We start from the raw sequence: 23,294 nt of genomic DNA, 5'->3' as shown, positions 1-23,294 counted from the left end.
CCGTATGACCCGAACCATTTGAGTAGAACCACTTGGAAGCGGCGGTGAACTACCTGCCCGTAGTCGTTGATTTCCACAGCTTTTCCACCCCTGACCGCCAGAACGGATAGCCTTAAAGACATGTCCAGCTCCACCGATGCCCGCCGCCAAGAAGTCCTGCGCGCCATCGTCGCGGACTACATCGCCTCGCAATCGCCCGTCGGCTCCAAGGCCTTGCTCGAGCGCTACCAGCTGGGCGTGTCCTCGGCGACGATTCGCAATGACATGGCCGTGCTCGAAGCCGAAGGGCTCATCGCCCAAGAACACGCCAGCTCCGGGCGCGTGCCCACGCAGAAGGGTTACCGCCAGTTCGTCGATACGCTCCACGACGTCAAACCGCTGTCCACACCCGAGCGCCGCGCCATGCTCTCCTTCCTCGAGGGCGGCGTGGATTTGGAAGACGTGCTGCGCCGCTCTGTCCAGCTGTTGGCCCAGGTAACTAAGCAAGCGGCCGTCGTACAGATGCCTAACCTCAAGGTCTCCCGCGTGAAGCATTGCGAGGTTGTCGCATTGTCACCGGTGCGCCTGCTCTTGGTGTTGATTACGGACAATGGGCGCGTCGATCAGCGCAATGTGGAGCTCGATGACGTGATCGACCCCGAGCAGACCCACCGCCTGCGCGATATCCTCAACACCGCCCTGGAGGGCAAGACTCTCACCGATGCTTCGGCGGAGCTGGCCGCGCTTGTCGACGACTCCCCAGTCGACATCCGCCCCCACCTCCTCAAAGCAGCCACCACGCTGATTGAGACCCTCGTGGAGCAGCCCTCCGATCGCCTGATCATGGCGGGAACCTCCAACCTCACCCGCGTGGCCCTACCGGAGGGCCTGCCGTCGATCATCGAGGCCCTAGAAGAGCAGGTCGTGGTGCTGAAATTGCTGGCGCGCGTGCCGGACCTGGGCAATGTTTCGGTCTCCATCGGCGAAGAAAACGAGGCCGATGAGCTGCGCCAAACCTCCGTCGTGGCCACGCGCTATGGATTCGGCACCGGCTCGGAGGCCGCAGCACTCGGCGGGCTCGGTGTGGTGGGGCCGACGTATATGGACTACTCGGGAACAATCTCCAAGGTCTCTGCCGTTGCACGCTATGTGAGTGAAATTCTGGCGGGCGAGTAAGCTGGCCCGTCGGATTAGATTTAGCATCAACGAGATATAGAAGGATGACAGTACGTGGCTCGTGACTACTACGGCATTCTTGGTGTAGAAAAGTCGGCGTCCGACGCCGAGATTAAGAAGGCCTACCGCAAGCTGGCGCGCAAGTACCACCCGGACGTGAACCCGGGCGATGACGAGGCCGCGGAGAAGTTCCGCGAGGCTTCCCTTGCGCAGGAGGTTCTGCTGGATCCGCAGAAGCGCCGGGTTGTGGACATGGGTGGTGACCCCATGGAGGAGCGCGCAGCCCAGGGCGGCGGCTTTGGTGGTTTCGGTGGCGGCGGCCTCGGGGATATCTTCGCCGAGTTCTTCGGCGGGGGAGCTGCCTCCCGCGGTCCGCGTTCCCGCGTGCAGCCGGGCGATGATGCGCTCCTGCGCACCACCATTACCCTCGAGGAGGCCTATAGCGGCGTTAAGCAGCAGGTTAAGGTCGATACCGCTGTGGTCTGTGACCGCTGTGAGGGAACCGGTTCCGAGTCCAAGTCCAAGCCGGTGACCTGTGATCACTGCGGCGGCATGGGCCAGGTTCAGGAGGTCCAGCGCAGCATGCTGGGCAACATGATGACCACCCGCGATTGCCCGAAGTGCTACGGCTTCGGCGAAGTGGTCACCGATCCTTGTGGCCACTGCGGCGGCGATGGCCGCGTGCGCAAGCGCCGCGATATTACGGTGAACATTCCTGCCGGCATTGGCGATGGCATGCGCATCCGCATGGCGTCCCAGGGCGAGGTCGGTCACGGCGGCGGCCCCGCTGGCGACCTGTACGTTGAGGTGCATACCCAGCCGCACCCCGTCTTCGAGCGCAACGCCGATGACCTGCACCTGACCGTGCGCGTGCCCATGGTGGATGCCGCCCTCGGTGCTTCCTGCACCGTCGAGCAGCTTGACGGCGAGGAGCTCACCATCGATATCGCTCCGGGCACCCAGCCGGGCGAGTCCATCACCGTGCAGGGCAAGGGCATGCCGCGCCTGCGCACCGATGGTTATGGCAACCTCTTTGCCCACGTCGACGTCGTCGTCCCGACCGACCTGGATAAGAAGACCCGCGAGGACCTCGAAAAGGTCCGGGCTGCCGGCCACGGCGGCACCGAGGTGCACCGCGCCGACGATGACCACGGCGAGTCCCTCTTTAGCCGCTTCCGCGATAAGTTCCGCCGCTAATGTCTCTGCCTGTTTTCCTCCACCCGGACCTGTCCCTTGCTGAGGTCGGCCAGCCCGTGGGCCTCGACGGCGCGGAGGGCCGCCACGCGGTCACCGTCAAGCGCATGGGACCAGGGGAGCATCTAGTCCTGATCGATGGGTCCGGGCGCCGCGCCACCGCGACCATCACCGATACGCAGGGCAAGGACACGCTGGCCGCGCTTGTCGACGACCTCGCGATCATCCCCGAACCCTCCCCGCGCGTCATCGTGGTCCAGGCCATCCCGAAGTCGGAGCGCTCCGAGCTCGCCGTCGACCTGGCCACCCAGGCCGGAGCGGATGAGATCATCGCCTGGCAGGCAGACCGCTGCGTGTCCAAGTGGGATGCCAAGAAGGCCCCGAAGGCGCTAGCCAAGTGGGAATCCGCGGCCGTGGCGGCTGCTAAGCAATCGCGCCGCGCGCGCGTGCCCGCCGTGCGCGGCCCGCTGACCACCCGCCAGCTGTGCCAGGAAATCTCCGGTGCTCGCGCGCTGGTCCTCCACGAGGACGCCGAGGCCCGGCTCAAGGACCTTGCTGACCTCGACTCCGCCGAGACCATCTACCTGCTGGTGGGCCCGGAGGGCGGCATCGGCGCGGAGGAACTCGCTCGCTTGCAGGACGCCGGTGCGACGGCGATCAAGTTGGGGCCGGAGGTGTTGCGGACGGCGTCGGCAAGCATGGTGGCGTTGGCCAGCATCGGCACCCTGACCGCGCGCTGGTAGCCTTTTGGGCGTGCCTATTATCACCACCAAGTTTGATCTCGATTCCGCCTACCTCGCCACGGTGCTCGGTCCGGCGGACGATAACCTGCGCGTTTTGGGCAACCTCGTGGGCGTGGACCTTTTCGCTCGCGGCACCACAGTCACCGCCGCCGGCCCGGATTATGAGGTGGCCCGCGCACGCAAGGTCTTAGAGGAGCTCGAGGCGATTGCCCGCCGTGGGCATCCGGTGAGCACCGATACCGTGAAGCACACCCTGGACCTCGTCACGGTGGATGCTCCCGCTTCCGTGTCTGAGACGCTCGCGGCCGATATTGTCTCGCGCCGCGGTAAGGCTGTGCGGCCGAAGACTCTTGGGCAGTCGCGCTATGTGCAGGCCATCGATGAGAACACGATTGTCTTCGGTATCGGTCCGGCCGGTACCGGTAAGACCTACCTGGCGGTGGCGAAAGCGGTGCAGGCCCTGCGCGCCAAGCAGGTCAGCCGCATTATCTTGACCCGCCCGGCCGTGGAAGCGGGGGAGAAGCTGGGCTTTCTGCCCGGCACCCTCAACGACAAGATCGACCCTTACCTGCGCCCGCTGTACGACGCTTTGCGGGACATGATCGATCCGGAGATGATTCCAAAGCTCATGGAGGCCGGGATCATTGAGGTCGCACCCCTGGCCTATATGCGTGGCCGCACGCTCAACGATGCCTTCGTCATCCTCGACGAGGCCCAAAACACCACCCCGGCGCAGATGAAGATGTTCCTGACTCGTTTGGGCTTTGGCTCCACCATCGTGGTAACCGGCGATATTTCCCAGGTGGACTTGCCCGGTGGCCAGGTCTCCGGTCTGCGCCTGGTGCGCCGCATTCTCAAGGGCGTGCCGGATATCCACTTCGCGGAGCTGGGCTCTGCTGATGTGGTGCGCCACCAGCTGGTCGGGCGCATTGTCGAGGCCTACGATAACTTTGCTGAGCAGGAGGAGAAGAAATGAGCATCGAGTTTATTAACGAGTCCGGTTATGACGGCGTCAACGAGGAGATGCTGATCGACGTCTGCTCCTACGCCCTCGGCCGCCTCGACGTTAACCCGGATGCCGAGTGCACGATTACCGCGGTGGATCTGGATACCATCGCGGAGCTGCACGTGCGCTGGATGGACCTGGAGGGCCCGACCGACGTGATGAGCTTCCCCATGGATGAGCTCACCCCGGGTGCTACCGCTGGCCGCCCCGACGCGGTGGAGGCCGGCCCCGCCATGCTGGGCGATATTGTGCTTTGCCCGGAGTTCGCTCAGCGCCAGGCCACGGCCGCCGGCCACTCGCTGGGCCATGAGCTGGCCCTGCTGACCGTGCATGGTTGCCTGCACCTGCTGGGCTATGACCACACGACTGCGGCGGAGGAAAAGGAAATGTTCGGCCTGCAGAACGAGCTGCTGGCGGACTGGTACGAGGACTTGGCAGCACGCGGCGTGAGCTACCAGCCCAAGCCTTCGGGCCCGAAGGCCTTCCCGGATGCCGCCGAGCGCGCCGAGCTGGACAAGGAAGTCCCCGGCGGCGGAATCTAAAGCGACTCGGCAAGGGTTTAGCGCCACTCCTGACACGGCCACGCTAAAACAGTTTCTTTGCTTAAATGAGGCCAATCGTTGAGGTGCTGCGTGGGGCGTAGCACAATAGGGGATTATGAACATCCTCTCCATTCAGTCCCACGTCACCTTCGGCCACGTGGGCAACTCCGCAGCAGTCTTTCCACTTCAGCGCGCTGGCCATGAGGTGTGGCCGATTCACACGGTGAACTTCTCCAACCACACCGGTTATGGCGATTGGGGCGGGCCGATGATCCCGGCGGAAGAGGTCACGGCGATTGTGGATGGCATCGAAAAGCGCGGCGCCTTCCCGCGTATCGATGCGATCCTGTCTGGCTACCAGGGCGGCCCGGACATCGCCGGCGCCATCGTGGATGCCGTGAACCGCATCAAGGCGGTCAACCCGCGTGCCCTCTATGCCTGCGACCCGGTCATGGGCAACGCCAAGTCCGGCTGCTTCGTCTCCGACGAAATCCCGCCGCTGCTGCGCGATAAGGTCGTTCCGGTCGCGGACATCATCACCCCGAATCAGTTCGAGCTGGGCTACTTGACGGACTCCGAGGTGGGCACCTTGGAGCAGACCCTCGCCGCGGTGAAGCGCGCTCAGGAGATCGGACCGAAGACTGTGCTGGTGACCTCGGTGCAGCGCCCAGAAACCGGTGACGACGAGATTGAGATGCTCGCCGTTGATGGCGAGCGCGCCTTCCTGGTGACCACCCCCAAGTTGCCGTTCAAGCGCAATGGTTCGGGCGATGTCACGGCCTCGCTTTTCACCGGCCACTACGTGGAGACGCATGATGCGAAGGAAGCGCTCAAGCGCACCGCGTCTTCCGTCTTCGACTTGCTGCAGAACACCTACGAGGCAGATTCCCAGGAGCTGCTGCTCATCGAGTCGCAGGACGTCTTCGCTCACCCGCAGCTGCAGTTCCAGGTCACGGAGCTCTAGCTTTCACGCCTCTTTCGCTGCCCGCGCGCCTTCGTGGCCTTGGGCTCTGCCTGGTTTTCTTGGCCTCGCGCATCAGCCTGAGCCTTGGTCTTGCCTTGGTCTTGCTTGGTCTCGCGCGCCAGTCTGATCCTTGGCCCGCAAAAGGCGTCCGACAAATGGCATCCCGCAGAAGGCATCTGTCAGAAGGCGTTTTCACTCCTGAAAACGCCTTTTGCTGCGTCCAGATGGCGTTTTTGCTACCAAAGACGCCTTTCGGAAGATGCCGTTTGCAAGATGCCATGTGGCGCAAGCTTTTTCGCAGTCGACATGCGGCGGATACGCTCGCGCCAGCAACTTTCACCCTCACCTCACCGCTGCTTCCGCGGCCCTCCCTTTAACGATGTGGTTTCCAGCCATAAGGTGCTACTCACATGGTTCGGGTCAGAAGGTTCTCTTGGGGGCAAACAAACCTTCTGGAGGTCGCTAGATGGTTCGTTTGGGGGCAAAGAAACCTTATGACTAGAACCGCCTGACTGGAACCATCTGCAGGGCGGATGACCCCCGGAGGAGCACAGAAGGTCCCTTTAGTCTGGTCCCTTCGCACACTAAAGGGACCATTTAGCACGCGAAAACCGGCACCAGATGGTCCCTTTGCACAGAGAAGGGACCAGAGTAGAAGGACCAAACTACAAGGACCATCTGCCGGTGCATCGGCAGGAAGCTCTCGGGGCCGCACGTCGAGAGTCAGAGCAGGGCCATACAGGAAGAACGGGACTCGGCAGCTCGTGCGTTATGATATGAGGCAATATGAGCACTGATTTCGATGCCGCCTTCGCCGACCTGCCAGCCGAGGGCGAAGCCAACGCCGCCGACTACTCGCAATACACCGACACGCCTGAGGGCTTCCGCTCCGGCTTCGTGTCCTTCGTCGGCCGCCCCAACACCGGCAAGTCCACCCTGACCAACGCCCTGGTGGGGCAGAAGATCGCCATCACGGCTGACCAACCCGAGACCACCCGCCACCCCATCCGCGGCCTGGTCCACCGCGAGGACGCGCAGATCGTCCTCGTCGACACGCCCGGCCTGCACCGCCCGCGCACTCTGCTCGGCGAGCGCCTCAACGAGGTCGTCAAAGACACCTATGCCGACGTCGACGTCATCGGCCTGACCATCCCCGCGGATGAGAAGATTGGCCCTGGCGACCGCTGGATCCTGGAGAACGTCCGCAAGGTCGCCCCGAAAACCCCCATCATCGGCATCGTCACCAAGCTGGACAAAGCCTCCAAGGACCAGGTTGGCGCCCAGCTGCTCGCCCTGCATGAGCTGCTCGCCGAAGAGAACCCCGATGCCGTGGTCATCCCAGTTTCCGCCACCGAGCGCGTGCAGCTGGATGAGCTGACCCAGGTCATCGTGGACCACCTGCCCGAAGGCCCCAAGTTCTACCCGGACGACCATGTCACCGACGAAGACCAGTCCAAGCGCATCGCCGAGCTCATCCGCGAGTCCGCGCTCTCCGGCCTGAAGTACGAGCTGCCGCACTCGGTCGCCGTCGAGGTCGACGAAATCCTGCCCAGCCAGGAACGCCCCGACGTCCTCAACGTCCACGCCATCCTCTACCTGGAGCGCCCTGGCCAAAAGCGCATCATCGAGGGCAAAGATGGCCGCCGCTTCCGCCGCATCGTGGGCACCGCCCGCAAGGAAATCATCCAGCTGCTGGGCCAGAACGTCTACCTTGACCTGCGCATTAAGGTTTTGAAGAACTGGCAATCGGACCCGAAGGCGCTGGGCCGCCTGGGCTTCTAAGAGCTGGCGAGCTTCTACATGCGCGAGAATTTCCGCGACCGCGCCCTCGTCATCCGCACCTATGATTTCGGCGAGGCAGATCGCATCATCGTGCTCTTGACCCGCTACCACGGCCTCGTGCGCGGGGTGGCCAAGGGTGTTCGCCGCGCCAAATCGCGCTTCGGCTCGCGCCTGCAGCTCTTTGTCAACCTCGACGTGCAGCTGTATCCCGGCCGCAACCTCTACACCATCTCCCAAGCCGATACCGTTGACTACTTCGGCGCGCGCATCATCGAGGACTACGAGCGCTACACCGCCGCCTGCGCCGCCCTCGAATCCGCCGAGCGCCTCGCCGCCGCCGATGCCCCCGGGGACCCCTACCTCTACGATGCCTGCGTCGATATCCTCAACCAACTCCAGCACGGAGATCCGCTCATGCTTCTCGACGCATTCCTCCTCAAAGCCATGTCCCACGCCGGCTGGGCACCCAGCCTTTTCGATTGCGCCCAGTGCCAAAGGCCCGGCCCCCACCACGCCTTCCACCCGGCCGTGGGCGGAGCTGCCTGCCACCAATGCCGCCCGCCGGGAGCCGCCGAGGTGGACCCGGAAACCCTGCACCACATGTGGCTTATCGCTCACGATCACCCCAGCCAGCCGACGAACGCCCAAGCCCAAGAGGCCCATCGCCTCACCCGCGCGCACCTGCAATGGCACCTTGAGCGAAGCGTTGGCGCGCTGGGCATCATGGAACAGTAGACTGTAATCCGTGATTACGCCTGACCCGAACCGAGTCCTTCATCCGCCCGCTATCCCGCAGGAGTTCCTGCCGCGCCACATCGCACTGGTCATGGACGGCAACGGCCGCTGGGCGGAGGAGCGCGGCATGAAGCGCACCGAAGGCCACCGGCGCGGGGAAGCCGTGCTTCTCGATGTCGTCGATGCCTGTCTTTCCCTCGGCGTTCCCTACCTGTCCGCCTACGCCTTCTCCACGGAAAACTGGCGCCGCAGCGCGGAGGAAGTCCGCTTCCTCATGGGCTTTAACCGCGACGTGCTGCGCCGCCAGCGCCACTGGCTCAACGAGAGAGGAGTGCGCGTGGTGTGGGCCGGCCGCCGCCCGCGCCTGTGGCGCTCCGTTATCAAGGAGCTTGAAGCAGCTGAGGAGCTCACCAAGGACAACACCACGATGACCCTGGTGATGTGCGTGAATTACGGTGGGCGCGCCGAGCTTGTCGACGGCATCCGGTCCCTCGCCGAGCAAGTCTCCCGCGGCGAGCTCGACCCGCGCTCCATCAATGAGAAGACGGTGAGCTCGGTGATGTATGACCCCGATATGCCGGACGTGGATCTGTTCTTGCGACCCTCCGGTGAGAAGCGCACCTCCAACTTCCTGCTGTGGCAATCGGCCTACGCAGAGATGATTTACCAGGACAAGCTCTTCCCGGACTTCACGCCGGAAGACCTATTCGCCGCGGTGGAAGAGTACGCGCGGCGCGACCGCCGCTTCGGCGGGGTCAAATAGCCTGCAGGCTCTTAGGCATCTGGGATGAAGATGTCCTCGATGCGGCAGGAAAAGTGGCGCGCAATCTGAAAGGCGAGGGGCAGCGATGGATCGTAGCGCCCCTTTTCAATACTGATGATGGTTTGGCGCGAGACTCCCAGTTCGGTTGCGAGGCCTTGTTGTGAGAGCCCGCGTTGTTCGCGTATCTCTTTGAGGCGGTTATCCACGGCTTAGCTCGCCGCCTGCTTGTGAGCGAGATAGCTAATACCAAAGGTGCCAGTAACGAAGGCGCCCAGAATGATGGTGAGCAGAGTGCCCGAGACGCTGAATTCCCAGATAGATGAGATGATGCCCAGCCCACCAATGGCAAAGAGCATGGCATGCAGTGTGTTTTCGGAAGCCTGCGCATACCAGTGAGACTCGATGGAGTTCTCCGGGTCTGGGGTAGCGCCCCGAATGGTGGAACGGTCCACCATGAAAGCCCAGCTAGCTACAGAGGCAACGGGCAGGAGACACAAGGTGTACACCGCAATGGCGAGCCACGGTGCTTCGCGGTGTACGAAGGTGCCAAAGGCAGCGCCGGCGGCCGCGGCGATGAGAAGCCCCACGGCTAGGGATAGGACGATGAGTGTGGTTTGGGTACCGCCAAACTTGGGGCGGCCAAAGCGAGTGGTGGGCATGATGATCCTCCTGTCAGCGATGATTGTAAAGCGTGCTTTACGGACACTATATGTCAAGCGACCTTTACTGTAAAGGGAGCTTTACTTCATTTGCTGGAGGAAGTGGCGTTGCCGCAGGTAGAGGGGCAAAGAAGAACCTCAGCCTGCGCCGTATCGTTAGGGCGCAGGCTGAGGTGAAAGGGTCTCGGTGTAAAGGGGGTGCGCTTAGGAAGCTTTGGAGCAGTCGGCGCAGGTGCCGAACACTTCGGCATCGTGCCCAGTGAGCTCAAAACCGTGTTCCTTGGCTACCGAGGAGGCCCACTGCTCGATGGGGCCACCGTCGATTTCCTCGGTGCGGCCGCACTTGGTGCACACCAAATGGTGGTGGTGTGCATCGCTTTCGCAGTGCCGGTAGAGGGTCTCGCCGGAGGGCATGTGGAGTGCGTCGACGGCTTCAATCTCCGAAAGTGATTGGAGCGTGCGGTAGACGGTGGTGAGGCCGACTTTCTGGTTACCGTCGATAAGCGCTTGGTGAATGTCCTTGGCAGAGACGAACTTGTCGAGACTACGCAGGACCTCAACGACGGCGGTGCGCTGGCGGGTATTGCGAGCACCGAGTTTGGGAATACTGTCGTGGATGGACATGGCCCCTAGTTTATCAACACACTTCCATTAAGCGGTGGCCAGTGAGGCGTCGCGAAGCAAGGGCAGCACCTTAGGCGCCACCAGAGAATAGCGAACCTCGCGGCCGGTGCGCTCACTGTCGACGATCTGCGCGCGCTTGAGAACCCGCAGGTGCTGGCTGATAAGCGGCTGCGATTTGCCGGTCGCGGACACCAGCTCGTGGACGTAGTGGTCGCGCTCGGAGAGGCGCTGAATGATATCGATGCGCAGTGGTGAATCCAAAGCGCTAATCACGGTGGCAGCCGCGGCACGATCGAAAGGGAGAGCTTCGCTCTGGGTGTTGGTCACGCCATTCACCTTCAGTCATATCTATTGATGGAGAGTTAAAAAGAGAGCTATCGGTACTATAGCCGAAGAATGCGGAAATGTGTATAAAATGCACCACACTTTTGGGGTGACGGCACGCGGCGGTGAGGGGCACGCTAGACTAGGCCGCACTGTATAAAGACTGTCCCCTACCAGAGGAGTCCCATTAGCTATGGCATCCGTCATTGATACCGTCGTCAGCCTGTGTAAGCGCCGCGGCTTGGTCTACCAGGCAGGTGAAATTTATGGCGGTTCCCGCTCTGCGTGGGACTACGGCCCGCTTGGCGTCGAGCTCAAGGAAAACATCAAGCGCCAGTGGTGGCGCCACATGGTGCAGTCCCGCGATGACGTCGTGGGCGTCGATACGTCCGTGATCCAGCCGCGCCAGGTGTGGGTGTCCTCCGGCCACGTCGAGGTCTTTACCGACCCGCTGGTGGAGTCCAAGCACACCGGTAAGCGCTACCGCGCTGACCACCTGATTGAGGCCTACGAGGAAAAGCACGGCCATGAGCCGGCCAACGGCCTGGCTGACATCAACGATCCGGAGACCGGCCAGCCGGGTGACTGGACCGAGCCGAAGGCCTTCTCCGGTCTGCTCAAGACCTTCCTGGGCCCGGTCGACGATGAGCAGGGTCTGCACTACCTGCGCCCGGAGACCGCGCAGGGTATCTTCGTGAACTTCAAGAACGTGATGACCTCGGCGCGTATGAAGCCGCCGTTCGGTATCGCGAACATCGGTAAGTCTTTCCGCAACGAGATCACCCCGGGTAACTTCATCTTCCGCACCCGTGAGTTCGAGCAGATGGAGATGGAGTTCTTCGTCAAGCCGGGCGAGGACGAAGAGTGGCACCAGTACTGGATCGATGACCGCTTCAACTGGTATGTCGATCTCGGTATTAAGGAAGAGAACCTGCGCCTTTATGAGCACCCGCAGGAGAAGCTGTCCCACTACTCCAAGCGCACCGTGGACGTGGAGTACGCCTACAACTTCAAGGGCTCCAAGTGGGGCGAGCTGGAAGGCGTGGCCAACCGTACGGACTACGACCTTTCCGTGCACACCAAGGGTTCGGGCGAGGACCTGTCCTACTTTGACCAGGAGTCCGGCGAGCGCTGGACCCCGTACGTCATCGAGCCGGCTGCCGGCCTGGGCCGCGCCATGATGGCCTTCCTCATCGATGCCTACGACGAAGAGGAGGCCCCGAACGCCAAGGGCGGTACCGATAAGCGCGTCGTGCTGCGCCTGGACCGCCGTCTGGCGCCGGTCAAGGTGGCCGTGCTGCCGCTGTCGAAGAAGGAAGAGCTGTCCACCCCGGCCCGCGAATTGGCGAACAAGCTGCGCGCCAACTGGAACGTGGAGTTCGATGTCTCTGGTGCGATCGGCCGCCGCTACCGCCGCCAGGATGAGATCGGCACGCCGTTCTGCGTGACCTATGACTTCGACACCCTCGAGGACAACGCGGTCACCGTGCGTGAGCGTGACTCCATGGAGCAGGAGCGCGTCAAGCTCGACGAGCTTGAGGCTTACCTGGCCGCCCGACTGGCTGGCTGCTAATGCATTACACCAGCTGGGACCGCAGCGACCGCAAGAACCCGGTCCTCCTCGTGGGGGAGGGGCCGGCGTCGTTGGGCATGTTCCAGGAGCGCTCGGCGGACGTGGAAGGCGAGCACTGGCGCTTGGGACTCGATGACCTGGGCGCGTCGGTGACCTTGGAAGATGACCGCGTCTACCGCCTGGCGGGCAACCCCAAGCGCGATAAGCGTTTGGAAGCTTCCCTGGATGGGCGCACGTTCGCCTTCATCAACGAGTCCGGTGGCGACTGGATTGTCGAGGACCACGAGGGGCTGAAAATCGCCCAGTTCTCCTCTAAGAATTCTGGTGTGCGTAAGGCCATCCTCGAATTCGAGGGCGAGGACAGCGATGATTCCGATGACCTCAGCCACTCGGAGATTGCTGCCCTGAGCTGGTTTACGCGCGTCATTTTGGAGGCGCGGACGCAGAAGACTGCGATTCCGATCATCGCGACGCTGCTGCTCATGACCATCGTTGCCATTGTTGCGGTGCTTCTCTGATGCAGCGCTGGGTGTGGCGCGATGAGGCGCTGGTGGATGGCGCGGGCGTGGTCATCGCCCGCGTGAGACCGACGGGCCTGCTGCTGCCCGGGACGGACACCACCATCGCCTTCGAGCACATCCCGGGCGCGCGCCGCTTTACCGTGCGCGGGCCCGACTTTTCCGCGGAACAGACCAGCTTCACAGTGAACAAGCTGCGCGCGGCGTGCGAGGGCCGCGAGTACCTGCTTGAGCGCACGAATCCATTCCGCCGCGAGCGCCGCATCCTCGCTCTGTCTGGCCCCGCCGCCGAGGTCGCCCGCACCACCCCGCGGGGCCGCGACCTCGAAGTCGCGGTGGGCGAGCTCCCCCTCACGGACGCTGCCTTCACCAGCTACTGTTGCCTGCTTCTCGACGGCTCCGTCCGCCCCTTCCGCACCTAACCCACCTTCCGCGGTGCCGCCCATTTGTGCACCGAACCCCTACTTCGCACTGCTGCCCGCCTAAGCCCACTTCGCTTTCCTGCTGCCTGCTTGCTAGGCCCTGCTTTCCGCTCTCTCACAGACGGTCCTTCTAGTTTGGTTCCTCTACTCTGGTCCCTTATGAGTGCAAAGGGACCATGTGACGCAGCTTCTCGTCTGATAAATGGTCCCTTTACTGGGCAAAGGGACCAGAGTAGAGGCACCAAACTAAAGGAACCTTCCGCGATATAACTTGCACCGACATGCGAGTAGTGGAGTTTGTCTTCGAAGAGGAGCTCTCCGAGTGTGCTTGCTCGGCTTGGTATGCCGGTAGAGGGTTCGAGTCAGATGGTTGCAGTCATAAGGTTTGCTTGCCCCCAAACGAACCATCTAGCGCATTGCAGAAGGTTTACTTGCCCCCAAGTAAGCCGTTTGACCAGAACCATTTGAGGCGAACCGTTTGACCAGAACCATGTGCATGACCGGTTTACACCAATCATGTACGTGCACCAATCCTGTATCCGTGGATCTACTTGGCCGACAACCGAGTCGGCGCCCAGCGGCCCGGTGTGTGCAAGGGCATCCGGCATCCGGCATCTCGCAAACGGCAACCGACAGTCCGGCAGAAGGCATCTGGCAAATGGCGTCTGTCAAAAGGCGTCTTTGGGTCTGAAAACGCCATGTAGAGGGTGCAAAAGGCGTTTTTAGCTGTGAAAACGCCTTCTAGAAGATGCCTTTTGCGAGATGCCTTTTGTAAGGCGCCTTGTGTGAGATGCCATGTGGCACCGCCCCGGTTGGGAGATACCGGGCGTGGGCCGCGGGTTTCGAGGCTTAGGCGCGAGGTAGCGGGGGAGAATGGCTCGGAAGAGCCGCCGTGGGAAGGGAAGCGGCGGCTGGGAGGAGCTGGTGCGGGGAGAGAGGATGGAGAAGTGGGTGAAGACGGCTGGGAGGGGCTAGCGCGGGGAAGGGGGAGAGGACTGCTAGAAGGAGCCGCCGCGGAAGCCGCCTCCACCGCCGCCGCCCGAGAAGCCACCGCCACCAAAGCCGCCTCCTCCGGAGAAGCCACCGCCGAAGCCGCCACCGTGGCCGCGGGAGCTGCCGCCGCCGAGGATTTGGCCAATAACCATGCCGGTGAGGATGTTGCCTGCGGCATCGGTGGCCTGGCGGCGCTGTTCCTGGCGGCGGTAGGCCTCCAGGTCTTCCTTCGCGCGGTTGAGCGAGGTCTGTGCGGCAGACGCGGCATCGCGGGAGTAGTTGAGCGCCGCGCGCAAGTCCTTCGAGGCGGAGTTTTGGGCTTGGGCGAAGAGGCGGGTGGCATCGGCAAGAGCCACACGCGCATCGGGTCCCACCACGCGACCACGCGAGGAGAGCAAGTCCTCAGCTGCCTGGATAGCGGATTCGGCCGCGGCCATCTGCTGGCGGTAGAGCGCAATTTGGCGCTCGCGGGTGGCGTTGGTCTCGCGGACGGTATCCAGCTGCTGGTCCAGTTCGCCATCGATAGCCGTCAGCGCCGTGTACTGACCCAGCGGATCGCCCTGACCCTGCTCGCGGGCCGCGCGCAGGGCCTCCCGGGCACGAGCCAGCAACTCCTCCAAGGCGGCCCAATCTGCAGTCGAACCTTGGGCCTTGCCGCGCTGCTCGAGATGCTGTGCTTCAGCGATTTCTTCCTCGACCTCATCGATGAGCGCAGGTAAGTTATCGCGCGCCGCCGTAATCGAGTTCTCCGCATTCTCCACCCCATTAAGCAGGCGGTCGGAGAGCTCCAGAGCATGCTCGGCATCGCGGATATAGCCCACCAAAGGACCCTGTTGGCCAGCGGGCTGGGACTGCAGAGAACGGCCGCGCTCCAACAGTTTCTCTGCCTCATTGAGGGAGACCTCCGCCATCTCCGGGTTATCCGCAATGGAGGACAACACCTCCTCGGAATAGGAGCCGCCGAGAGTAGACAAGGTAGCGCGCGCCTGCGGCAAGCGCCCGCGAAGGTCGACCACCCGGCGAGTCAGCTCATCCAGCTTGGACCCAGCATTCATGAGCAAATCGCGCATCTTAGCAAAGTCGGCGGCCTGCTCATCCAAAGCATCATCGGCCTGCCCGCAGGAGGAGATAATCTCCACCAACATCTGGCGGCGCTCCGCCGTGGTCTCGGGCAGATTGTCCTTAAGCTTCTGCTGCAGTTGAAAAGCCTTCTGCAGCGTCAGCGTAGAGTGGTTCATCGCGCGCGTGAACGGGCGGGTGCGCTCGGGGCCGAACTCGGCCACCGCAATATCGAGCTCCTCCTTGCCGCGGCGAATCGATTCATCCGTGGAGACCAGCTCCTCCTGGGCCAGCTTCTCCAAGGTCGCCATGTCCAGGCGGTCCAGCTGCGCAGTGTTGCTCGGCTCAATCTGGCGCGCGGATTCCAGAGTGGCCGCCGAGTCCTTCTTTGTCTTGCGCCTGTTGGCCACCGCGATTCCGCCACCCGCCAAAGCCAGCGCGCCCGCGCCGCCAGCTAGCCACAGGCCTCCCGAGCCATCGGAATCAGAAGCAGCAGAAGCGCCAGAAGAAGACCCCGCAGAACCGGAAGCGGCAGCGTCGACAAGCGCGAGTGCGGAAGCGCCGAACTGGCGGCCGTCGGCAAGCTTGGCGTAGGCCGCCTCATACATCACATCCAGGCGCCCGCGCGGCCAATCATTACCCGTCTGCACGCCCACGGTGGAATCATCCACGCCCACCACATAGGCCGCAGAATTCGGGCCCTTAGACTTCACAATGCTGTCCGCATAGCTTTCCGCGCCCTCCGGCAGCGAGGACGCAAAGACCACGAAAATCACCACGTGGTGCTCCTGCTGCAGCGCGGCAATCTTGTCCTCCAGCTCGGCCTTCTCCGAGTCCGAGAGCACCCCCGCCTCATCCGTCACCTTATCCGTGAGCGAGGCAGCCTCCGGCGCGGCAACAACGAAGTCCGCAGCCACGGCCGGGCTAGCAGTGGCCAACCCCAGCACGAGGGCGGCGAGGGCGACGCGTCCAATACGAGCAGCAGTAGTCATGCGCACCACGATACCTTCCCACTCAGCGCTAAAGTGGTCAGGCAGTGAAGTACGTTATTGTCCTCGGCGCCGCACAGTACGATGGGCGCCCCTCCCGCATCCTTCGCGGCCGCGTGCGCTTCGCCGCCGAGTACGCCGCCGCGCACGACCTGCCCATCATCACCGTCGGCGGGAAGCTGCCCGGCGATAGGTTCACCGAAGCTGGGGTGGCACGGGCCTTGCTTGACGACGCACCCCTCAACGTCACCGCCCTCGAAGAAGGCCTCGATACCCGCAGCGAGCTGGCCGCCGCGCGCGAGAAGCTTGGCGTAAGCGAAGCCGTCATCATCACCGACCCGCTCCACCGCCTGCGCACCTTCCTCATCGCCCGCCAAGAGGGGATTGCAGCCACGGTGCTGGGCACGCCCTATTATCCTTCCCCGCGTTTCTCCATCCCGTGGTGGCGCTACCTGGCCCACGAGACCGGCGGCCTAGCCTACCTGGGCCTGCGCACCCTGCTGGGGGAGAAGCGCACCGAAGGCGTGCGCGCGGCCTTCTACCGCATCGAGCGCCTCATCCGCCCCAACCAGGCCCTGCGCCACCGCGTCATTGGCGCGAGGCAGACCCAGGATGGCCAGGACTCCGCCTAAGCTTAAAACCCGTGAGCTATTCCTATCGCGCAGAAGACGTCGCCCGCCTCGCCTCCGAGTCGCCCAAAGGCTCGGCCCTGCTCAAAAGCGAGGAGCACCGCGGCGCCTTCTCCAGGGACCGCGCCCGCGTCCTGCACTCCGCGGCCCTGCGCCGCCTGGCGGACAAGACCCAAGTCGTCGGCCCGCGCGACGGCGATACCCCGCGCACCCGGCTGACGCACTCCCTGGAGGTCAGTCAGATTGCCCGCAGCATCGGCGCCGGGCTAGGCCTCGACCCGGACTTGTGCGATATGGCGGGCCTGACCCATGACATCGGCCACCCGCCCTACGGCCACAACGGCGAGAATGCTCTCAACGAGGTAGCCCTCGGCGGCTTCGAGGGCAACGCCCAGACCCTGCGCATCCTGACCAAGCTGGAGCCCAAGGTGGTCCTGGATACCCCGGCGGGCCCGCGCAGCTATGGCCTCAACCTCACCCGCGCCTCATTGGATGCGGCCTGCAAATACCCGTGGACTAAGACCAACCCGGACGGCACCACCAACCGCAAATACGGCGCCTACGACGAAGACGCCGACGTCCTGGAGTGGCTGCGCCAAGGCCACTCCGACCAGCGCAAGTCCATGGAGGCCCAGGTCATGGACTGGTCGGATGACATCGCCTATTCCGTCCACGATGTCGAAGACGGCATCATCTCCCGCCGCATCTCCCTGGGCGTGCTCTGGGACCTAGTGGAGCTAGCCAACCTCGCGGACAAGGGTGCAAAGGCCTTCGGCGGCACCGCCGACGAGCTCCTCGAGGCCGCCGACCGCCTGCGCCAGCTGGACGTCATCAATGCCATCGGCAACTTTGATTACTCCCTGCGCTCCTATGCCAACTTGAAGAAGATGACCTCGGAGCTCGTCGGCCGCTACGTCGGCGCCACCGTCTCCGCCACGCTGGCGGCTAACGACGGCCCCCTCGGCCGCATGAACGGCGACCTCGCCGTCCCGCCGGGCGCGGTGGCGGAGGTTACCCTGCTCAAGACCATCGCCGTTCTCTACGTCATGGATGAGCCCGCCCACCTGGCCCGCCAGGACCGCCAGCGCGAGCGCATCTACCGCGTCTACGACTACCTGGTGGCCGGCGCGCCGGGCTCGCTGGACGCCACCTTCGCCCTGTGGTGGACCCAAGCCGACACCGATTTGGAGCGCGACCGCGCCATCATCGACCAGATCGCCTCCATGACCGAATCCCGCCTGGAGCGCCTGGCGCAGCGCAGCGCCGATCTCTTCGGCTTCTTGAGCTAGCGCACGAGTGCTACACCCTGGTCCTTCAGCACCATGCTGATCGGGGCCAGGTCTTCCTCGACCATGTCGAAATCCGCAGCGATAATCGCCATGATGTGCTGCTCACGCAGGAAGTCGGCCAAAGCATCGAGGTTGCGCGGCGCACCGGACTGGCAGCCGCGCAAGCGCCCAAGCGCGCCATAGAAGTCCTCGCGCGTGCGGATAGGTTCAGTAATCAGGATGCGCTGCATGTCTTAGTCCTCCGCGTCCGGGATGCTGCAGAAGCTGTCGTAGTGATCATCGGTGTAGTACCAGACATCCGGGTCGGTCTCGCTCCCGCCACCGGTGACAATCCGCTTGGCCCCGCGGTGCCCAATCCCCGGCGTTTCCACCGTGTATTCACGGTAGTAATTCCTGTCCTGCTGCGGCAGCACGCCCTCATAGTTGCCAAACCGCACGTTGTCATTATCCGGGTAGTCATAGGGCCCGCCGGCCAGGATGTCCTCGGCGGTCTCGTGGGCCTCCTGGGGCAAGGAATCCATGGAACAGGTGGGCAGGTCGGAGCCGCCCTGCTTGGCGACGTCCCCCTCATCCCCACCAGACGCACCAGCGGCAGAGGAAGACGGTGCTGCCTTCTGGTCCGCGCCATCGCTGGAGTCACCGAGGTCGATGCCGAAGTAGCCCGCGACGAGGACGAGAACCGCGCCGCCGATGAGGGCCGGCAGCGACTTTTTAGAAGGGGAAGACTGGGCCATGGCCCCATCATTGCAGGTGCCAGGGCCGAAAAAGAAATCAGGACCGCGCACTTTTCCGATTCCCACATATGGGTTCTTCCAGGATGTGGGACTCGCAGCTCTTGCCCACCCAGCCGTGGGTACCTGTACCTTGCGTGGGCGGGGTAGTCTGTACGCATGGCACGAGGCAGAATTCCGGACAGCGACATCCAAGCTATCCGTGAACGCGCGCCTATTGATGAGATCGTGGGCGAATACGTCCAGCTCAAACCCGCTGGTTATGACTCTTTGAAGGGATTAAGCCCTTTCAAGGATGAGAAGACCCCGTCTTTCCACGTGCGCCCGCAGCGCGGCTACTACCACTGTTTCTCCACCGGCAAGGGCGGGGATGTTTTCAGCTTCCTCATGGAGATGGAGCAGGTCTCCTTCCCGGAAGCAGTTGAGGCCGTAGCCCAGAAGATTGGCTACCACATCAACTACCAAGGCGGCTCCACCGGTGCGCGCGATGAAAAGCCCGGCACCCGCCGCCGACTCATCGCTGCGAACAAGGCCGCGCACGAGTTCTACCGCCAGCAGCTGGAAACCCCGCAGGCCGCCGCTGCTCGTGAGTTCCTCCTGGACCGCGGCTTCTCCAAGGAAATTATCTACGAGTTTGAATGCGGTTATGCCCCGGAGGGCTGGGATACCGCCACCAAGCATTTGCTGCGCATGGGCTTTTCCTTTGAGGAGCTGGAAGCCGCCGGCATTTCCAAGATGGGCAAGCGCGGTCCCATCGACCGCTTCCACCGGCGCCTGCTGTGGCCCATCAAGGACCTATCCGGCAACGTCATCGGCTTCGGCGCACGCAAGCTTTACGACGATGACAAGCTGGGCAAGTACATGAACACGCCCGAAACCATGCTCTATCACAAGTCCAAAGTGCTCTTCGGCCTGGATTTGGCCAAGCGCAACATCGCGGAGCAGCACCAAGCCGTGGTGGTGGAGGGCTATACGGATGTCATGGCCATGTACGCCGCGGGCGTGAAGACTGCCGTGGCCTCCTGTGGCACCGCCTTCGGCCCAGACCACCTGCAGGTGCTGCGCCGCCTCATGTTGGATGATTCCTACTTTCACGGCGAGCTCATCTACACCTTCGACGGTGACGAGGCCGGCCAGAAGGCCGCCATGCGCGCCTTCGAGGGCGAGCAGAAATTCACCGGCCAATCTTTCGTATCCGTGGCCCCGGATGGCATGGACCCCTGCGATCTGCGCTTAGAGCGCGGCGATGCCGCCGTACGCGACTTGGTGGCGGACCGCATCCCCATGTTTGAGTTCGTCATCCGTTCGGTCATTTCAGACTTCAGCATCGACTCTGCCGAAGGCCGCCTCCAAGCCCTGCGCCGCGCGGTGCCAGTCGTGGCGCAGATTCGCGACGCCCCTTTGCAGCGCGAATACGCCCGCCGCCTTGCCGGCTGGGTGGGCTGGCCCGACCCGGAGGAAGTACTCCACCAGGTACGCCAGGAAGCCCGCAGGCCGAAGAAGGAGCAGCGCCCGCGCTTTGCCTCCTTGGAGGAGACCTCCTCTACGCCGGCGCAAACCAACGCCCCCGTCATGCACATCCCCGGCCCCCGCGAGCCGCACCTGTGGCCACAGCGCGAGGCCCTCAAGCTGGCCCTGCAGTACCCGCAGATCGCCGGTAGCTACTTCGATGGAATCACGGAGGATGCCTACTCCAACGAGGCCTATCGCACTATCCGCCGCGCCATCTCCACCCTCGGTGGCGTGACCGCCGGCGCTGAACAGCCCGGCGTGGAGTGGCTAGCCGCCGTGGCCGGGGAGATGCCGGATCTCATGGCTCGCAACTTCGTTTCTGAGCTGGCCGTGGAACCCATCAAGCTGGGGGAGACCGGCAACCCCGATACCGACCTTGAGGCCTACGCCGACTCCGTACTCTCCCGCTTGCAAGAAGCCCGCGTGGGCGACCAAGTAGCCCAACTCAAGGCCCAACTCGGCCGCATGCGCCCCTCCGACGACGAAGAGTCCTACAACTCACTCTTCGCCGACCTCGTCGCACTTGAGCAAGCCCGCCGTGAGCTCAACGACCGCGCCTTCCGCGGCGTGCGCTAACCGACGCCCACGCCAATCCGCAGCCACGCGCACGCGCTAATCTTCGTCTGGCTCGTAGATCCGATCCAGCTGCACTCCATCCGCGGCGCCACGCTTGCCGCGGCGCCCCTTGTTGTAGTCCTTAAGCTCGCGCATACGCGGCTCCGGATCCAAGCGGTTGGCCACTGCCTTGCGTGCTGAGCGCACCGCGGCCTTGGTGGCGGGGGAGTTCACGGCTTTTTCATAAGCGCCCTTAATTTGGTGGTAGCGCTTGCGCCCAGCCTTGGTTCCAAAGACGTATCCGGCGGCAGCACCCACAACAAATTGGATCATTGGAAACTAGTCATCCCCTTACTTCAAGCCGGCGCAGCGGCCAGCGTTTGCGTACAACGTACGGGCAACGTGCAATTCTCACGATCAGCCTACCTGCCCAAGCCCACCGACGTGGGTGGCAGTGCAGCCGTAGGGCGAATAGATATTGTGCGAACTCTTCCCAAAGACCATTCGCTTCAGTTAACTTAAGTTCTGTGGAGAGTTCGAAGCGTACGCACGCGGTCTCGGCAGCCGTGGCGATGTCAGCGCTATTAACAGCCAGCGTGGCGGCAGCTGAGCCGCGCGTGGCTGCTTTTGAAGAGCCACGGGAAGTCACCGTGAGCGAGGACTAGCGTTCACGGGACTGACGTTCTACTCGTCGCAATCACCGGACCATGTGCACGTGACACGAGCACTGTAGACTCTTATGGAGATTCTCTCCCGGTAATAAATGAAGGAAATTTATGTCTAAGCCGAAGATTATGACCGTGTATGGCACCCGCCCCGAGGCGATCAAGGTAGCCCCAGTCATTAAGGCATTGGAGAAGGACGAGCGCTTCGAATCGGTTGCTGTCTCCACTGGCCAGCACAAGGAAATGCTGGAGCAGGTTAACACCATGTTTGGGATTGAGCCGAAGCTGGACCTGCACCTGATGAAGCCGGGCCAGGGCCTCAACGAGATTGTCTCCCGCGCGCTCATGGGGCTAGACGAGATCATTGATGCCGAACAGCCCGACGTCATCATTTCCCAGGGGGATACCTCCACGGCCATGACTGCAGCGCTTGCTGGTTTCCACCGCGGTGTGAAAATCGTGCACCTAGAAGCAGGCCTGCGCACCGGCGATATTCACTCGCCGTTCCCGGAAGAGGCCAACCGTAAGCTGATCGGCCAGGTTGCGGAGCTGCACCTCGCTCCCACGGCAGGCTCGATGGAGAACCTGCGCCGCGAAAATGTTCGTTCCAAGGACATCGCGGTCACCGGCAATACCGTCATCGATGCGCTACTTGAGGCTGCAAGCTGGGATACCGAGTTTGAAGACCCCGCAGTGCAGGAGGCAGCTCAGTCAGCTAAGCGCCTCGTGGTGGTCACCACCCACCGCCGCGAAAACCTTGAAGCCATGAAGGAAATCGGCGGTGCGGTCAAGGATTTGGCAGAGGCCTACACGGACATCAACTTTGTTCTGCCACTGCACCTCAACCCCAAGGTTCGTGAGGCTGTGCTTCCGGAGGTTGAGTCCCTGCCTAACGTCATCATCACGGATCCGCTGCCCTATGACCAGTTCACCAAGCTTCTGGATCATGCAACCATTATCCTCACTGACTCGGGCGGAGTTCAGGAAGAAGCCCCGGCTCTGGGCAAGCCGGTCTTGGTCATGCGCCAGAACACCGAGCGCCCCGAAGCCGTCGTGGCCGGCACTGTGAAGCTTGTGGGCACCAACCGCAGCCTCATCGTGGCGGAGGCGAAGCTGCTCCTTGATGATGCTGCTGCCTACGAGGCCATGGCCAACGCCGTCAACCCATACGGCGATGGCAAGGCTGCTGCGCGAGCTGTCGCAGCTATCGCTGAGCTCCTCGGAGTAGGGGAGCGCCTGCTGGACTTCGATCCCAGCGTTGAGGCTTAGTTCACCTACCTTATCGGGCAGGGGCGACTACTTTGTTGCTCTTGCTCGACTTGGTGGTGTCGCCATACTCGCAGACACGGAACCAAGTTGCACCGAAAGAGCTTGTTTCCGTTGAGCTACATACTCTGGATTAGCCCATGCGAAACTCGTGAGCCAACTCAGCACCGTCATCCGAGGATTGAACAACTTACCCGGTGATGCTACGACGAGCGGCGAACTGTGATTGAGTGCCTATCGAATCTACTCGCGGCTTCATGAAAAATCCTATCCTTGGTACCCCGAGCTTGTATCAAAGTACTATTACGGCCATAACATTATCTAATAAAGGTTTGCTGCGGTTGATACTCAGCTCAAAGAATAGCTAACTCGTCGGTAAATGACTCCAGTTGCTCCGTTGGCATTTTCAGTGAGATATTCTGCTCAACTCGATATTTGGAACTTGGAAGGATTTCCGCGACCGAGCAAACTGCGATAGCGGGGACTATCGGACTACGACTTTCGATCGGTTAGCTATCTGAGACATTCTTTGATTGAGTGGGCTTGTTTGGTTGGGCAGAAGTAAACGGGCTCTTCCGGTTTTGGGGTGCGTAGCGGGGTGA

The 23,294-nt window shown here is 62.8% G+C and carries 25 protein-coding genes; 17 read left to right on the top strand and 8 right to left on the bottom strand.

What is annotated here, in order from left to right; genetic code table 11:
* Positions 1-120 precede the first annotated feature (120 nt).
* The 9 genes from hrcA to HMPREF2806_RS12400 all read left to right on the top strand — a co-directional run bounded on the left by hrcA (position 121) and on the right by HMPREF2806_RS12400 (position 8,884).
* Complete coding sequence (hrcA, locus tag HMPREF2806_RS12445) at positions 121-1,155, top strand: heat-inducible transcriptional repressor HrcA (RefSeq protein ID WP_070517879.1); 1,035 nt, start codon at positions 121-123, stop codon at positions 1,153-1,155.
* A gap of 54 nt (positions 1,156-1,209) precedes the next feature.
* A complete protein-coding gene (dnaJ, locus tag HMPREF2806_RS12440; protein WP_070517878.1) occupies positions 1,210-2,352 on the top strand; it encodes a molecular chaperone DnaJ in 1,143 nt (380 codons plus the stop codon).
* Entirely contained in the window at positions 2,352-3,092 is a 741-nt protein-coding gene (locus tag HMPREF2806_RS12435) for a 16S rRNA (uracil(1498)-N(3))-methyltransferase (protein ID WP_070517877.1), read from the top strand. The genes dnaJ and HMPREF2806_RS12435 overlap by 1 nt, the downstream gene beginning before the upstream one ends.
* Before the next feature lie 10 nt (positions 3,093-3,102).
* Positions 3,103-4,068, top strand: a complete 966-nt coding sequence (locus HMPREF2806_RS12430; protein ID WP_046649036.1) for a PhoH family protein — start codon at positions 3,103-3,105, stop codon at positions 4,066-4,068.
* Positions 4,065-4,640, top strand: a complete 576-nt coding sequence (gene ybeY / locus HMPREF2806_RS12425) for an rRNA maturation RNase YbeY (protein WP_046649037.1) — start codon at positions 4,065-4,067, stop codon at positions 4,638-4,640. Before HMPREF2806_RS12430 ends, ybeY begins: the two co-directional genes overlap by 4 nt.
* Before the next feature lie 115 nt (positions 4,641-4,755).
* Positions 4,756-5,604 (top strand): pyridoxal kinase PdxY, encoded by an 849-nt coding sequence (gene pdxY, locus HMPREF2806_RS12420; protein WP_070517876.1) that lies wholly within the window; start codon positions 4,756-4,758, stop codon positions 5,602-5,604.
* 786 nt (positions 5,605-6,390) lie between these two features.
* Positions 6,391-7,386 (top strand): GTPase Era, encoded by a 996-nt coding sequence (era, locus tag HMPREF2806_RS12410; protein ID WP_046649038.1) that lies wholly within the window; start codon positions 6,391-6,393, stop codon positions 7,384-7,386.
* Positions 7,387-7,404: 18 nt separating this feature from the next.
* Positions 7,405-8,121, top strand: coding sequence for a DNA repair protein RecO (gene recO / locus HMPREF2806_RS12405; protein WP_046649039.1), 717 nt, complete (start codon positions 7,405-7,407; stop codon positions 8,119-8,121).
* A 10-nt stretch (positions 8,122-8,131) separates the two neighbouring features.
* Entirely contained in the window at positions 8,132-8,884 is a 753-nt protein-coding gene (locus HMPREF2806_RS12400) for an isoprenyl transferase (protein ID WP_070517874.1), read from the top strand.
* A gap of 11 nt (positions 8,885-8,895) precedes the next feature.
* On the opposite strand, the gene HMPREF2806_RS12395 is transcribed toward HMPREF2806_RS12400, so the two are convergent.
* The 4 genes from HMPREF2806_RS12395 to HMPREF2806_RS12380 form a co-directional block, all read right to left on the bottom strand.
* Positions 8,896-9,090, bottom strand: a complete 195-nt coding sequence (locus HMPREF2806_RS12395) for a helix-turn-helix transcriptional regulator (RefSeq protein ID WP_039676346.1) — start codon at positions 9,088-9,090, stop codon at positions 8,896-8,898.
* Positions 9,091-9,093: 3 nt separating this feature from the next.
* Positions 9,094-9,543, bottom strand: coding sequence for a hypothetical protein (locus HMPREF2806_RS12390; RefSeq protein ID WP_053089100.1), 450 nt, complete (start codon positions 9,541-9,543; stop codon positions 9,094-9,096).
* Between the two features lie 204 nt (positions 9,544-9,747).
* Entirely contained in the window at positions 9,748-10,167 is a 420-nt protein-coding gene (locus HMPREF2806_RS12385; protein ID WP_070517873.1) for a Fur family transcriptional regulator, read from the bottom strand.
* A gap of 27 nt (positions 10,168-10,194) precedes the next feature.
* A complete protein-coding gene (locus tag HMPREF2806_RS12380; protein WP_070517872.1) occupies positions 10,195-10,494 on the bottom strand; it encodes an ArsR/SmtB family transcription factor in 300 nt (99 codons plus the stop codon).
* Between the two features lie 190 nt (positions 10,495-10,684).
* On the opposite strand from HMPREF2806_RS12380, the gene HMPREF2806_RS12375 reads away from it, so the two are divergent.
* Genes HMPREF2806_RS12375 through HMPREF2806_RS12365 form a run of 3 tightly spaced genes read left to right on the top strand, consistent with a single transcriptional unit; the run spans position 10,685 to position 13,004 of the window.
* Positions 10,685-12,064 (top strand): glycine--tRNA ligase, encoded by a 1,380-nt coding sequence (locus HMPREF2806_RS12375; protein ID WP_070517871.1) that lies wholly within the window; start codon positions 10,685-10,687, stop codon positions 12,062-12,064.
* On the top strand, positions 12,064-12,582 hold the full coding sequence (locus tag HMPREF2806_RS12370; protein WP_070517870.1) for a hypothetical protein: 519 nt from the start codon (positions 12,064-12,066) through the stop codon (positions 12,580-12,582). Before HMPREF2806_RS12375 ends, HMPREF2806_RS12370 begins: the two co-directional genes overlap by 1 nt.
* A complete protein-coding gene (locus HMPREF2806_RS12365; protein ID WP_070517869.1) occupies positions 12,582-13,004 on the top strand; it encodes a hypothetical protein in 423 nt (140 codons plus the stop codon). The genes HMPREF2806_RS12370 and HMPREF2806_RS12365 overlap by 1 nt, the downstream gene beginning before the upstream one ends.
* A 998-nt stretch (positions 13,005-14,002) precedes the next feature.
* On the opposite strand, the gene HMPREF2806_RS12360 is transcribed toward HMPREF2806_RS12365, so the two are convergent.
* Complete coding sequence (locus tag HMPREF2806_RS12360; RefSeq protein ID WP_070517868.1) at positions 14,003-16,048, bottom strand: TPM domain-containing protein; 2,046 nt, start codon at positions 16,046-16,048, stop codon at positions 14,003-14,005.
* Between the two features lie 44 nt (positions 16,049-16,092).
* On the opposite strand from HMPREF2806_RS12360, the gene HMPREF2806_RS12355 reads away from it, so the two are divergent.
* On the top strand, positions 16,093-16,677 hold the full coding sequence (locus tag HMPREF2806_RS12355; protein ID WP_070517867.1) for a YdcF family protein: 585 nt from the start codon (positions 16,093-16,095) through the stop codon (positions 16,675-16,677).
* Positions 16,678-16,688: 11 nt separating this feature from the next.
* The gene (locus tag HMPREF2806_RS12350; protein WP_070517866.1) at positions 16,689-17,963 is read left to right on the top strand and encodes a deoxyguanosinetriphosphate triphosphohydrolase; all 1,275 of its coding nucleotides are present in this window, start codon (positions 16,689-16,691) and stop codon (positions 17,961-17,963) included.
* Here the strand turns inward: HMPREF2806_RS12350 and HMPREF2806_RS12345 are convergent.
* Positions 17,960-18,193, bottom strand: coding sequence for a barstar family protein (locus HMPREF2806_RS12345; RefSeq protein WP_070517865.1), 234 nt, complete (start codon positions 18,191-18,193; stop codon positions 17,960-17,962). The two genes, HMPREF2806_RS12350 and HMPREF2806_RS12345, sit on opposite strands and share 4 nt — an antisense overlap.
* 3 nt (positions 18,194-18,196) lie before the next feature.
* Positions 18,197-18,697: a guanyl-specific ribonuclease gene (locus HMPREF2806_RS12340; RefSeq protein ID WP_070517928.1), complete on the bottom strand. Its 501-nt coding sequence runs from the start codon at positions 18,695-18,697 to the stop codon at positions 18,197-18,199.
* A gap of 156 nt (positions 18,698-18,853) precedes the next feature.
* On the opposite strand from HMPREF2806_RS12340, the gene dnaG reads away from it, so the two are divergent.
* Positions 18,854-20,782 carry a DNA primase gene (gene dnaG, locus HMPREF2806_RS12335; protein ID WP_070517864.1) on the top strand — a complete coding sequence of 643 codons (1,929 nt, stop codon included), beginning with the start codon at positions 18,854-18,856 and terminating at the stop codon, positions 20,780-20,782.
* Between the two features lie 36 nt (positions 20,783-20,818).
* Here dnaG and HMPREF2806_RS12330 read toward each other — a convergent pair whose 3' ends face one another.
* The gene (locus tag HMPREF2806_RS12330; RefSeq protein ID WP_070517863.1) at positions 20,819-21,094 is read right to left on the bottom strand and encodes a hypothetical protein; all 276 of its coding nucleotides are present in this window, start codon (positions 21,092-21,094) and stop codon (positions 20,819-20,821) included.
* Between the two features lie 194 nt (positions 21,095-21,288).
* On the opposite strand from HMPREF2806_RS12330, the gene HMPREF2806_RS13515 reads away from it, so the two are divergent.
* Entirely contained in the window at positions 21,289-21,426 is a 138-nt protein-coding gene (locus tag HMPREF2806_RS13515) for a hypothetical protein (protein WP_157844611.1), read from the top strand.
* Between the two features lie 111 nt (positions 21,427-21,537).
* Positions 21,538-22,695 (top strand): non-hydrolyzing UDP-N-acetylglucosamine 2-epimerase, encoded by a 1,158-nt coding sequence (gene wecB, locus HMPREF2806_RS12325; RefSeq protein WP_070517862.1) that lies wholly within the window; start codon positions 21,538-21,540, stop codon positions 22,693-22,695.
* The last annotated feature ends 599 nt before the right edge of the window (positions 22,696-23,294 follow it).

The sequence above is a fragment of the Corynebacterium sp. HMSC076G08 genome (assembly GCF_001811515.1).
GTDB lineage: Bacteria > Actinomycetota > Actinomycetes > Mycobacteriales > Mycobacteriaceae > Corynebacterium > Corynebacterium hiratae.
The sequence above is the reverse complement of the archived record's forward strand: the minus strand, read 5'-3'. Positions and strand labels throughout refer to the sequence as shown.